This is a genomic window from Pseudomonas amygdali (genome assembly GCF_002699855.1).
Taxonomy (GTDB): Bacteria; Pseudomonadota; Gammaproteobacteria; order Pseudomonadales; family Pseudomonadaceae; genus Aquipseudomonas; species Aquipseudomonas amygdali.
On sequence record NZ_LKBW01000050.1, the window covers coordinates 1 to 13,245 of the forward strand.

Sequence of the window (13,245 nt, forward strand, 5' to 3'; positions counted from 1 at the left end):
CACAATATTCTTTCACGGCTGCGAGTTTTGCCTGCACTGTATATTTACCCATGACGCCTCCAAAGGTTGCGTCCAACCTTCGGGGGTCATACCACTCCAGCGTGGGAATGCAGTGCGTGACGCTCTGTGTCACAGATCTACGCTGCGCCGCACGCTCAAGATCGGACGCAGAGCGTCCAGAACGGCATGCGAGGCGGAGCGCACGATAATCAAGCGGAGCGTCGGCCTGCTTCAGTCAACCGTCACGCCCAGTTCGGTCAGGCGTTTGAGCAGCGCATCTTCGTCCAGTACGGTCAGCCCCAGCTCGTTGGCCTTGGTCAGTTTCGAGCCTGCACCGGGGCCTGCAACCACGGTGTGGGTCTTGGCCGAGACCGAGCCGGAGACTTTGGCACCAAGGCTTTCGAGTTTTTCCTTGGCGACGTCACGACTCATGCGCTCCAGCGAACCCGTCAGCACCCAGGTCTGCCCGGCCAGCGGCAGGCCTTCGACGGTTTTTTTCTCGCTGCGCCAGTGCATGCCGAAGTCTTTGAGCTGGGCTTCTATGGCGCGGGCACGCTCGGCATGTGCGCTGTCGTCGAAGAAATCACGGACTGATTTGGCCTGCTTCTCCGGCAGCGTCTGGCGTATGTCCAGCCAATCGGCGCTGATGATGGCCTCCAGCGTGCCGAATCTGTCAGCCAGTTTTTGTGCAGCGCCCGGCCCTACCGACGGGATATGTAATTTGTCGATCAGCCCTTCAAGCGTAGTGCTGGCCGCAAACTCGGCGCCCAACTCGCCCTGGTCCTGCAATTGCAGTCCACATTCGCCCAACAGCGCATCAATGACGTTACGGTTGTGCTCGTCTTCGAAGAAGCTGTGAATTTCGTAGGCGACTTCCAGACCGACATCCGGCAGGTACGTCAGGACTTCCGGCAATGCCTGTTTGACTCGGTCCAGGGACGCCAGCGAACGCGCCAGCACCTTGGCCGTCTCTTCTCCCACATCAGGAATGCCCAGGGCATAGATGAAGCGCGCCAAGGTCGGCTGTCGGCTGTCGGCAATCGCCTTGAGCAGCTTGTTGCTGGAAATTTCGGCAAAGCCTTCCAGGTCGATGATTTGTTCGTATTTCAACTTGTACAAGTCGGCAGGCGAGCCAATGAGTTTTTCATCGACCAGTTGCTCGATGGTCTTGTCGCCCAACCCTTCAATGTCCATCGCACGACGTGACACATAGTGGATGATCGCCTGCTTGAGTTGCGCACCGCAGGCCAGACGCCCGACGCAGCGATACACCGCACCTTCGGTGACGGTTTCCTTGCCCTTGCTGCGTTTGATCAACTGCGTGCGCTCGACATGCGAGCCGCACACCGGGCAGGTCTGTGGAACCTGCACCGCCCTGGCATTCTCGGAGCGGCGCTCGGCAACCACCTGCACCACCTGCGGAATCACGTCACCGGCACGACGGATGATCACCGTGTCGCCAATCATCAAGCCGAGCCGCGCCACTTCATCCATGTTGTGCAGCGTGGCGTTGGCGACCATGACACCAGCCACCTTGACCGGCTTGAGGCGCGCGACCGGCGTTACCGCACCGGTACGGCCTACCTGGAACTCGACATCCAGCAACTCGGTCAGCTCTTCCATGGCCGGGAATTTATGGGCGATCGCCCAGCGTGGCTCGCGGGCGCGAAAGCCCAGTTCGCGCTGCGCAGCCAGGTTGTTGACCTTGAACACCACACCATCGATCTCGTAGCTCAGCGTCAGGCGCCGCTCACCGATATCGCGGTAATAGTCCAGACACTCCTCGACGCCATTCGCCAGCTTCAGCTCGTGACTGACCGGCATGCCCCATTTTTTCAACGTTTCAAGCACACCGATGTGAGTGTCGGCGATTTCCGCCGAAGTCTGCCCCAGGCCATAGCAGCAGAATTCCAGCGGACGATTGGCAGTGATTTTCGAGTCCAGCTGGCGCAGGCTGCCCGCCGCTGCATTGCGCGGGTTGGCGAAGGTTTTGCCGCCGATTTCCAGCTGGCTGGCGTTGAGCCGCTCGAAACCTGCCTTGGACATGAACACTTCGCCGCGCACTTCCAGCACATCCGGCCAGTCTTTGCCTTTCAGCTTGAGCGGGATGTTGCGCACGGTGCGTACATTGACGCTGATGTCTTCGCCGGTGGTGCCGTCGCCGCGCGTCGCCCCCCGCACCAGCGCGCCGTCGCGATACAGCAGGCTGACTGCCAGACCGTCCAGCTTGGGCTCGCAGCTGTACTGCACCTTGCTGCCCGCACCAAACAGGTCCCCGGCAGGCAAATCCAGCCCTTCGGTTACCCGCCGGTCAAACTCGAGCATGTCGCTTTCTTCGAAAGCGTTACCCAGGCTGAGCATCGGCATTTCGTGTCGCACTTGGGTGAACGCCGACAAAGCGGCACTGCCAACCCGTTGCGTCGGCGAATCCGGCGTGACCAGATGCGGGTTTTCTGCCTCAAGGGCCTTGAGTTCGTGAAACAGGCGGTCGTACTCGACATCCGGGATGCTGGGCTCATCCAGCACGTGATAGCGGTAGTTGTGCTCATCCAGCTCTGCACGCAGTTCCAGGATTCGGGTTTCGACGGCCTTCATACGGTGTTCTCTCAAAAAGCAAAAGAGCAGCCGAGGCTGCTCAATCTGTTGGCTCTGATCTGTTCAAGCCCAGGTCCCGAAAAGGCCTGCCGGAGCATGCTCCTGATCGGGACGTGGACAAGGATTCGCTTAACCGCGACGCTGGGTCAACGCACGGCGCTCGAATTCAACGATGCGCTGACGGTAATGCTCGATGGTTTGCGCGGTCATGACGCTGCGCTGATCATCCTTCAGTTCGCCATCCAGCTCGTGAGCCAGCTTGCGGGCTGCGGCAACCATGACGTCGAAGGCCTGCTTGGGATGACGCGGGCCTGGCAAACCAAGGAAGAAGCTCACGGCACGGGTGCTGAAATGGTCGATATCGTCCAGATCGAACACGCCGGGCTTGACCGCATTGGCCATCGAGAACAGCACTTCGCCGTTGCCTGCCATGCTTTCGTGACGGTGGAAAATATCCATCTCGCCAAAACGCAGACCGCTTTCCAGAATGTTCTGCAACAACGCAGGGCCCTTGAAGCCGCCTTCACTGCGCGAAATCACGCTGATGACCAGCACTTCCTCAACCGGAGGCAGGTCCTTGTCCTCAGTGATGCGCTGGGCAGGCTTGTCGTCCGGGAAGTCATCGTCACGCCCGGTGAACAGGCTCGGGCCGTCCAGATCCAGATTCAGGTCACCCTGCTGTGGTTCATCCTTGCGCTTCTTGTCGCTGTTGCCACGCTTGTCACTGTTGCTGCGCTTGCCCTCACGCGGGCTGGCGCTTATCGACGGCAAATCATGCTCATCGAGCTGCGGCTCCTTGTGGGTGTCCAGCACACGGGGCGGCCCGAGCACTTCGGCCGACGTGGCTTCCTCCTCATCCGGAAGATTGGAGAAGCTTCGATCCAGCCTGAATTTCAACTTACCTTTGCTGCCGCGCATACGGCGCCAGCCATCAAAAAGAATACCGGCAATGACTATTATGCCGATGACGATCAGCCACTCGCGCAGACCGATTTCCATGTAATCCAGTGCCTCTAATGAAGAAATCTGAAAATAAGGGCCTAAACCCCTTTAATACGTGGTGCCAAGTCTATGTTCTGACTGGCAATTTGCCCACGCGAAAATAAAAAGTGGTCACTAAACTAGCACGACCAAAGGTAACTTTACACCGTCTGTTACGTCTCTTCGCCGCCCAAAGTGCCATCTATCACACAAACGTCAAATTTTCAGGCACTTGCGCAACGATTTCCCGACTGAATCAAGCCAGAACTCAGGCATCCACAAGCGCCATCGCCTGCTCTACATCCACCGCTACCAGCCGCGAACAGCCTGGTTCATGCATCGTCACCCCCATCAATTGGTCAGCCATTTCCATGGCGATCTTGTTGTGGGTGATGTAGATGAACTGAACAGTTTGTGACATTTCTTTCACCAACCGCGCATAGCGACCCACGTTAGCGTCATCCAGTGGCGCATCCACCTCATCAAGCATGCAAAACGGCGCAGGATTGAGTTTGAAAATGGCAAAAACCAGCGCCAGGGCAGTCAAGGCTTTTTCCCCACCCGACAGCAGATGAATGGTGCTGTTCTTCTTGCCGGGAGGGCGCGCCATGATTGTCACCCCTGTATCGAGTAAATCTTCGCCCGTCAGTTCCAAATAAGCGGAGCCACCACCGAAAACTTTTGGGAAAAGTGCCTGAATTCCGCTATTTATCTGATCGAAGGTATCTTTGAAGCGGTTTCGGGTTTCTTTATCGATCTTGCGGATGACGTTTTCCAACGTGTCGAGTGCTTCCACCAGATCAGCATCCTGCGCATCCAGATAACGCTTGCGTTCGGATTGCTGCTGGTACTCGTCAATGGCGGCAAGGTTGATCGCCCCCAGACGCTGAATACGCCCGGCGATGCTCTCCAGTTGCTGCTCGGCCGCCTGCTCGCTGGCATCAGGGGTCAACGTGGCGAGCACGCCGTGCAGGTCGTAGCCGTCCTCGTGCAATTGGTCCTGCAACGCCGTGCGGCGCACCGTCAGCGACTGCCATTCCAGACGTTGCTGCTCAAGCTGACCGCGCAGCAGTTGCGACTGCTGTTCGGCCTGGGTCCGGCGCTTTTCGGCTTCACGCAATTCGCGGTCAGCGTCTTCGAGGGCGTTCTTGGCGATGCGCATTTCATCATCGACCACCATGCGCCGCTCCAGCAGCTCTTCAAGCTTGAGGCGCAGCTCTTCAAGCGGTGCCTCGCCCTCCTCCAGATTCAGACTCAGTTGCTCGCGTTTTTCGGTCAGCCTTTCGGACTGCATGCGCAGGCGTTCCAACGCCTGCCGCGTCGAATCGTACTGCGCCTTGAGCGAGCCCAGACGCACCGCCAGTTGATGACTGTGATCCTTGTGCTGCCGAGCATCCTGGCGAATCCTATCCAGACGCTCACGCAGCGCATCACGCTGCGCCTGAAGCACTTCGCGCTGTTCGGTATCCTGCTCCATGCTGTCCAGTGCATCCTGCAATTGCAGGCGCGATTCGCCGAGGTGCTCGTGCTCGACAGCGCGTTGCTCGCCCAGCTCGGCCAGCTCTTCGTCCAGACGAGTACGACGCAGGGTCAACTGCTCGACCTTGACCCTGACCGCCGACAGTTGCGCCTTCAACTCGCTTTGCTGACGGGTTTCGTCCTGCACGCGGCGGCGCAGTTGCTCGCGGGCTTCTTCCTGCTGCGATTGTTGCTCGCGCAGCACCAGCAATTGCTCTTCAAGCGTAGCCAGCGTCGCTTCGCGCTCATCACGCTCCAGACCCAGCCTTTGTAACTCCTGCCCCCGCGCCAGCACGCCACTCTGCGCCTCGCTGGCACGTCGCACACGTAAAAAGTGCCGACCGACCCAATAGCCGTCACGGCTGATCAGGCTTTGTCCGGCGCTGAGTTGCGCACGTCGCGCCAGCGCTTCGTCCAGATCCTCGACCGGAATCACCTGGCCCAGCCAGGCGGACAGATCAACCGTACTGTCCACTTTCTCCAGCAGGCTGCCAGGCACCCGCACTGTATCGGCACCTGCGCTGAGCAAGCGCAGATCGCCCTGCTGGAAGTTCGCCAGATCAAGCGCGTCGAAGTCATCCACCAGCACAGCCTGCAAATCCGCGCCGAGCACGGTCTCCACGGCCAGCTCCCAGCCCGCTTCGACACTCAGCCCCTCGGCCAGACGCGGGCGTTCGGCCAATTGCTGATCGCGCAGCCATTCGGCGGTGCCGGTGTCCGGGTCAAGCGCCGCCTGTTGCAGCGCTTCCAGGGAAGCCAAACGCCCGTTGAGACGTTGCAGCTCGCCCTGCGCCTGCTGTTGCGCCTGGCTGGCCTGCTGCAGAGCTTCACGCAATTGCTCAAGACGCTCGACCGCCTGCTCTTCGCCTGCGTGCAGCTCTTCAAGGGTCATATCACGGGTGGCGAGGTCTTCGCTCAGTTCCAGAATGGCCGCATCTTCAGGATCGGCGGCCAGCAACTGACGCTCTTCGGCCAGACGCCGCTGGCGTTCGGCCAGGCGTTCGATGCTTTGTTCAAGTTGCTGAATGCGCGACTGCTGGACCTGCGCCTGGCGCTGTGGCTCGGCGGATTGCTGATTGAAGACGTCCCACTTCTCCTGCCAGCCCTGCATGGCCGCTTCGGCGTCTTCCAGGGCAATGGCCGACTCTTCGGCGGCCGCGCTGGTCATTTCCTGCTCGGGCTCAAGCATCTCTAGCTCTTCGCCCAGGGTGGCAAGCAAGGTGGTGTCGTGGCCGAGATGGGATTCGGTTTCCTGGCGGGCGCGCTCTGCTTCGCGCAGGTCGTCCTGCAATTGACGCAGCCGCTGCTGACCGTGCTGGATGCTCTGCTCGACGCGGGCGATGTCGCCACCGACCGAATAAAAACGGCCCTGCACCAGGTTGAAGCGTTCGGACAGATCATGATGGCCGTCGCGCAGCCTTTCGATGCTGGCATCGGCGCTGCGCTGATCAGCCACCAGCGCTTCAAAACCGATCTCCTGATTGCCGATCACTGCCTCGCGCTGCCCCACCAGATCATTCAGCGCCTGCCAGCGCAGGGCCGACAGTTGCGCCTTCAACTGGCGTTCTTCGGCCTTGTATTCCTGATACTTCTCGGCGGCCTGGGCCTGCCGGTGCAGACGCTCCAACTGACGCTCGAGTTCTTCCCGAAGGTCAGTCAGGCGCGCCAGGTTCTCGTGGGTGCGGCGAATACGGTTTTCGGTTTCCCGACGGCGCTCCTTGTATTTGGAGATCCCGGCGGCTTCTTCGATAAAGTTGCGCAGGTCTTCCGGCTTGGCTTCGATCAGCTTGGAGATCATGCCCTGCTCGATGATCGAATAGCTGCGCGGCCCCAGGCCGGTGCCAAGGAAGATGTCGGTAATGTCGCGACGGCGGCATTTGGTGCCGTTGAGGTAGTAGCTGTTCTGGCTGTCGCGCGTCACTTTGCGGCGAATGGAGATTTCCGCATACGCCGCGTACTCGCCAACCAGCGTGCCGTCGGAGTTATCGAACACCAGCTCGATACTCGCCTGGCTGACCGGTTTACGGCTGGTTGAGCCGTTGAAGATAACGTCGGTCATCGACTCGCCGCGCAGGTTCTTGGCCGAGCTTTCGCCCATGACCCAGCGCACGGCGTCGATGATGTTGGATTTGCCACAGCCATTGGGGCCGACAACGGCCGCCATGTTACTGGGGAAGTTCACCGTGGTGGGATCGACGAACGACTTGAACCCTGCCAGCTTGATGCACTTCAGGCGCATGGCGTCAGTCCGCTGCCAGGGCGGCCAGCACCAGCTGGCAGCTGCGCTGACAGTAGGCGATCAGCACAGCACGAATTTTCGGCAGATCCCGCGCGATCACCGCGCCAAGCAACTCGTCGAACAGCGCCAGGTAGTCGCCCATATCGGCCTTGCGTTGCTCGAGCGCGAGGAAATAGCTGCGGCTCATGGACGGCTGCAGGTTCTCGACCGTTTCTTCGAGGTACGGGTTGCTGGCGAACGGATAGGCCGCGCGCATGACATTGAAGCTCTCTTCGACAAATGCCTTGACGTCCTGCTGCTCGAAGCTGACCTGCAGACGCTGCTGTATCTGCACGAACGGCGCAAGATCATCCTCGGTGCGCCAGCGCTCGACCACTGCATTGGCCAGCAGAATGTACAACTCGCTCATCAGGCCACACAGGCTGGTCACGTTATGCGCGTTGAGCACCGTGACCTGTGCCCCCCGACGCGGCAGGATCACCACCAGGTGGCGGCGCTCCAGAATCAATAATGCTTCGCGCACAGAACCACGGCTGACGTTCAACGCCTGCGTGACTTTCTGTTCCTGAATACGCTCTCCAGGCTTGAGCTCACCGCGAATGATCCGCTCGGCAAGATGATGAGCAATTTGCTCAGCGAGGCTGTCCGGGGCCTTGAACGTCATGACTATCCTTCAAAAAAACCAGTTCTGCACGCAAGCCGCGAAGTGTAGCGCAACCGGTACGGATGGCGCAGGGCCATAGACGCGGAAACTGGCACGAAATACGCAAAACCTTGAATACACCCGGCAGGCGATTCAAGAACCAGAGGTTGTTTGATCGGCAGATCGCCGAAAAACTCAATTTCCTGACTCGTAAGTCAGAAACAAATTGACCCAATAAGCAGAGCTGATAGATTCATCGACATGTCTGATGACAATAAATATGAGGGCTTTGCGCCGTGATTCAGTTCCTTTTGAACCAAGAGCTAAAAACCGAGCGCAGCCTGAATCCGAACATGACCGTGCTGACCTACCTGCGTGAGCAGGCACACAAGCCCGGTACCAAGGAAGGTTGTGCCAGCGGAGACTGCGGTGCCTGCACCGTCGTGGTTGGCGAGTTGCACAGTGACGCCGATGGCAAGCAAACGTTGCGTTATCGCAGCCTCAATTCGTGCCTGACGTTCATGGCGTCGCTGCACGGCAAGCAATTGATCAGCTTCGAAGACCTCAAGCACCAGGGTCAGTTGCACAGCGTGCAACAGGCCATGGTCGAGTGTCACGGCTCGCAATGCGGCTTCTGTACCCCAGGCTTTGTGATGTCGCTGTTTGCCCTGCAAAAGAACAGCACCGACGCCAACGCGCATCAGGCTCACGAAGCGTTGGCAGGCAATTTGTGCCGCTGCACCGGTTATCGCCCTATTCTGGCCGCCGCCGAGCAGTCTTGCAGCCAGCGCCAGCCGGATCAGTTCGATCAGCGCCAGGCTGAGACGGTCGAGCGCCTGCGGGCAATCACCCCAGCCCAGACCGAAGCACTGAGCGACGGCGAAAAAAACTGCTTCATTCCGCTGACCGTGGCAGACCTGGCCGACCTTTATGGCAGCCATCCGCAGGCCCGTCTGCTGGCGGGCGGCACTGATCTGGCGCTGGAAGTCACCCAATTTCACAAACAGTTGCCGGTGATGATTTACGTCGGACACATCGACGGGATGAAGGGCGTGAAGCGTTTCAACGACCGTCTGGAGATCGGCGCGGCCACTCCGCTGACCGATTGTTATGCAGCACTAAAGGCCGAATACCCGGACTTTGGCGAGTTACTGCAGCGCTTCGCCTCGTTGCAGATCCGCAATCAGGGCACGCTGGGTGGAAATATCGGCAATGCCTCGCCGATTGGCGACTCCCCGCCCCTGCTGATCGCCCTTGGCGCGCAGATCGTGCTGCGCAAAGGCAACAGCCAACGCACGCTGGCGCTGGAGGATTACTTCATCGACTACAAGGTCACGGCTCGTCAGGAGAGTGAGTTCATCGAAAAGATCATCGTGCCGACCGCCAATCCACTGCAGACCTTTCGTGCCTATAAAGTTTCAAAACGCCTGGATGACGACATTTCGGCGGTCTGTGCGGCATTCCGCCTGACCATAGAAGACGGCGTGATCCGCGAGGCACGTGTGGCGTATGGCGGCATGGCAGCTATTCCGAAGCGCGCAGCGGCCTGCGAGCGAGCCCTGGTCGGTCAGCTCTGGAGCAATGAAACCGTTGAGCAGGCCTGCGCCGCACTGAGCGAAGATTTCACACCGCTTTCGGACTTCCGTGCCAGCAAGGAATATCGCCTGTTGAGCGCGCAGAACCTGCTGCGCAAGTATTTCATCGAAGTGCAGACGCCTGCCGTCGCAACGCGGGTGACTGACTATGTCTGAGCATTCTCCATCCATTACCCAGGCCGAAATGCTCGCCGTGTTTCAGCAGGGCTTGAGCACTGGCGTCGGTCGTAGCGTAAAGCATGACAGCGCCGACAAGCATGTGTCCGGCGAAGCGGTGTATATCGATGATCGCCTGGAGTTTCCCAACCAGTTGCATGTGTACGCACGTCTTTCCGACCGTGCCCACGCGCGAATCATCAGCATCGACACCTCGCCCTGCTACACCTTCGACGGCGTACGCATCGCGATTACCCATCAGGATATTCCGGGGCTGAAGGACATCGGGCCGCTGCTGCCCGGCGACCCGTTGCTGGCCATCGACACGGTGGAGTTTGTCGGGCAACCGGTGCTTGCCGTTGCTGCTCGCGATCTGGACATTGCCCGGCAGGCGGCAATGGCCGCGATCATCGAATACGAGGACCTGGAGCCGGTGCTGGATGTGGTTCAGGCACTGCGTCAGAAACACTTTGTGCTCGACAGCCACACGCACAAACGTGGCGATTCGGCGGCGGCGCTGGCAAGCGCAACCCACCGTTTGCAGGGCAACCTGCACATCGGCGGTCAGGAACATTTTTACCTGGAAACCCAGATATCCTCGGTGATGCCGACCGAAGACGGCGGCATGATCGTCTATTGCTCGACCCAGAACCCCACGGAAATCCAGAAGCTGGTGGCCGAGGTACTGGGCGTGCCGATGAACCGCATCGTGGTCGACATGCGGCGCATGGGCGGTGGCTTTGGCGGCAAGGAAACCCAGGCGGCCAGCCCGGCCTGCCTGTGCGCCGTGATTGCCCGGCTGACCGGCCAGCCCACCAAGATGCGCCTGCAACGTTTTGAAGACATGCAGATGACCGGCAAGCGCCACCCGTTCTACATCGAGTACGACGTGGGTTTCGACGATGAGGGTCGTTTACAGGGTATAGAGCTGGATCTGGCAGGCAACTGCGGCTACTCGCCAGACCTGTCTGCGTCGATTGTCGACCGCGCTATTTTTCACGCCGACAACGCCTACTATCTGGGCGAAGCCACGGTCAACGGCCATCGCTGCAAGACTCACACCGCGTCCAACACGGCCTACCGTGGCTTTGGCGGCCCGCAAGGTATGGTCGCCATCGAAGAAGTCATGGATTGCATCGCGCGCTTCCTCGGCAAAGACCCGCTGGCGGTGCGCAAGGCCAACTACTACGGCAAGACCGAGCGTAACGTCACGCACTATTACCAGACGGTCGAACACAACCTGCTGGAAGAGATGACCACCGACCTCGAGCAGAGCAGCCAGTATGCCGAGCGCCGCGAAGCCATTCGCGCGTTCAATGCCGGCAGCCCGATCCTGAAAAAAGGCCTGGCGCTGACGCCGGTCAAGTTCGGCATTTCCTTTACCGCCAGCTTCCTCAATCAGGCAGGCGCGCTGATTCACATCTACACCGACGGCAGCATCCACCTGAATCATGGTGGCACCGAGATGGGCCAGGGTTTGAACACCAAGGTCGCGCAGGTTGTGGCTGAGGTGTTTCAGGTGGACATCGACCGTATTCAGATCACCGCCACCAACACCGACAAGGTGCCAAACACCTCGCCCACTGCCGCCTCAAGCGGCACCGACCTGAACGGCAAGGCGGCGCAGAATGCCGCTGAAATTCTCAAGCAGCGACTGGTGGAGTTCGCCGCCCGGCACTATCAGGTGGCAGAAGCAGAAGTCGAGTTTCGCAACGGCCATGTGCGGATCGGCGATATTTTCCTGCCCTTCGCCGAGCTGGCGCAGTTGGCCTGGATGGGCCAGGTGTCGTTGTCCAGCACCGGCTATTACAAGACGCCGAAGATTTTCTATGACCGCAGCCAGGCGCGTGGCCGACCGTTCTATTACTACGCGTTTGGTGCGGCCTGCGTCGAGGTCATCGTCGACACGCTGACAGGCGAGTACAAGATGTTGCGCACCGACATTCTGCACGACGTCGGTGCCTCGCTGAACCCGGCCATCGATATCGGCCAGGTCGAAGGCGGCTACATTCAAGGCGCAGGCTGGCTGACCACCGAGGAACTGGTGTGGAACGACAAGGGCAAGCTGATGACCAGCGGCCCGGCGTCCTACAAGATCCCTGCGGTGGCGGACATGCCGCTTGATCTGCGCATCAAGCTGGTGGAGAACCGCAAGAACCCGGAAGACACGGTGTTCCATTCCAAGGCCGTCGGCGAGCCACCGTTCATGCTCGGCATCGCGGCCTGGTGCGCAATCAAGGACGCTGTGGCGAGTCTGGGTGATTATCGTCATCAACCGGACATTGACGCGCCTGCAACCCCGGAAAAAGTGTTGTGGGGCTGTGAGCAGATGCGCCAGAAAAGCGCTGCGCGTCGCGCATCCGGCGAAGGTGCCGAGCCGATTGTTTCCGCCCCTTCGCGGGTAAGTGAAGCTCCGCCAGGCTCGCCTTCACCTATTCAGGATGCCCCCGTGGGAGCGAGCTTGCTCGAGAAGGCGCCTGGCCTGGATCACTCTGTCCTGGAGCAGAAATGAACAACTGGATCAGCGCCCTGGCCGAGCTACAGGCCCGTGGAGAACCCGGCATTCTGGTGACCATCATCGAGGAGCTGGGCTCGACGCCACGCAACGCCGGCTCGAAGATGGTGGTCTGTGCCGAGCATATCCACGGCACCATCGGCGGCGGGCACCTGGAATACAAGGCCATGCAAATCGCCCGCGAGATGCTGGCCAGCGGCACCCGGCAGACGCGTCTGGAACGTTTCAACCTCGGCGCAAGCCTCGGTCAGTGCTGTGGCGGCGTCAATGTGCTGCTGTTCGAACCGATGGGCGAACCGGTCGCACAAATCGCCGTGTTTGGTGCCGGTCATGTTGGCCGTGCGCTGGTGCCACTGCTCGCCAGCCTGCCCTGCCGGGTGCGCTGGATCGACGCGCGTGAGAACGAATTCCCCGAGCCGATGCCCGAGGGCGTGTTGAAGATCGTCAGTGAAGAGCCGGTCGACGAGGTCGCGCAGTTGCCTGTCGGCACTTACTGCATTGTCATGACCCACAACCATCAACTGGACCTTGAGCTGACTGCTGCGATCCTAAAACGCGGCGACTTTACTTACTTCGGGCTGATCGGCTCGAAAACCAAGCGCGTCAAATTCGAACATCGCTTGCGTGAACGCGGTTTCGACGCCAGCCTGCTGCAACGCATGCGTTGCCCGATGGGCCTGGCGGAAGTCAAAGGCAAGTTGCCCATCGAGATCGCGGTGTCCATCGCCGCCGAAATAATCGCCACCTACAACGCAAGCTTTGGCCAGCACAGTGCCAATGCCGAACCAATCGCCAGACTGCTGCCCGCATCACGCCGCAGTCAGTCGCAATGAGTCACAATGAGAGTGCCATGAGTTCAGTTTCCCGCCGTAAAGCCTACCGCGCCGCCATCCTTCACAGCATTGCCGACCTGGTATGACCCCCGAAGGTTGGACGCAACCTTTGGAGGCGTCATGGGTAAATATACAGTGCAGGCAAAACTCGCAGCCGTGAAAGAATATTG

General features: G+C 59.8%; 7 protein-coding genes. 3 read left to right on the forward strand and 4 right to left on the reverse strand.

The window, feature by feature from the left end; genetic code table 11:
• Nucleotides 1–231: 231 nt before the first annotated feature.
• The 4 genes from ligA to AO277_RS05705 all read right to left on the reverse strand — a co-directional run bounded on the left by ligA (nt 232) and on the right by AO277_RS05705 (nt 7,997).
• On the reverse strand, nt 232–2,595 hold the full coding sequence (ligA, locus tag AO277_RS05690) for an NAD-dependent DNA ligase LigA (protein ID WP_044319693.1): 2,364 nt from the start codon (nt 2,593–2,595) through the stop codon (nt 232–234).
• A gap of 129 nt (nt 2,596–2,724) precedes the next feature.
• Nucleotides 2,725–3,594, reverse strand: a complete 870-nt coding sequence (gene zipA / locus AO277_RS05695) for a cell division protein ZipA (RefSeq protein ID WP_044319694.1) — start codon at nt 3,592–3,594, stop codon at nt 2,725–2,727.
• Nucleotides 3,595–3,844: 250 nt separating this feature from the next.
• On the reverse strand, nt 3,845–7,333 hold the full coding sequence (gene smc, locus AO277_RS05700) for a chromosome segregation protein SMC (protein WP_044319695.1): 3,489 nt from the start codon (nt 7,331–7,333) through the stop codon (nt 3,845–3,847).
• Nucleotides 7,334–7,337: 4 nt separating this feature from the next.
• Entirely contained in the window at nt 7,338–7,997 is a 660-nt protein-coding gene (locus AO277_RS05705; RefSeq protein ID WP_002552808.1) for a GntR family transcriptional regulator, read from the reverse strand.
• A gap of 275 nt (nt 7,998–8,272) precedes the next feature.
• Here AO277_RS05705 and xdhA point away from each other — a divergent pair, with 275 nt between their 5' ends.
• The 3 genes from xdhA to xdhC are packed head-to-tail and all read left to right on the forward strand — an operon-like array spanning nt 8,273 to nt 13,075.
• A complete protein-coding gene (xdhA, locus tag AO277_RS05710; protein ID WP_044319696.1) occupies nt 8,273–9,727 on the forward strand; it encodes a xanthine dehydrogenase small subunit in 1,455 nt (484 codons plus the stop codon).
• Nucleotides 9,720–12,239, forward strand: a complete 2,520-nt coding sequence (gene xdhB, locus AO277_RS05715) for a xanthine dehydrogenase molybdopterin binding subunit (RefSeq protein WP_044319697.1) — start codon at nt 9,720–9,722, stop codon at nt 12,237–12,239. The genes xdhA and xdhB overlap by 8 nt, the downstream gene beginning before the upstream one ends.
• Entirely contained in the window at nt 12,236–13,075 is an 840-nt protein-coding gene (gene xdhC / locus AO277_RS05720; RefSeq protein ID WP_044319698.1) for a xanthine dehydrogenase accessory protein XdhC, read from the forward strand. Before xdhB ends, xdhC begins: the two co-directional genes overlap by 4 nt.
• Nucleotides 13,076–13,245: the final 170 nt, after the last annotated feature.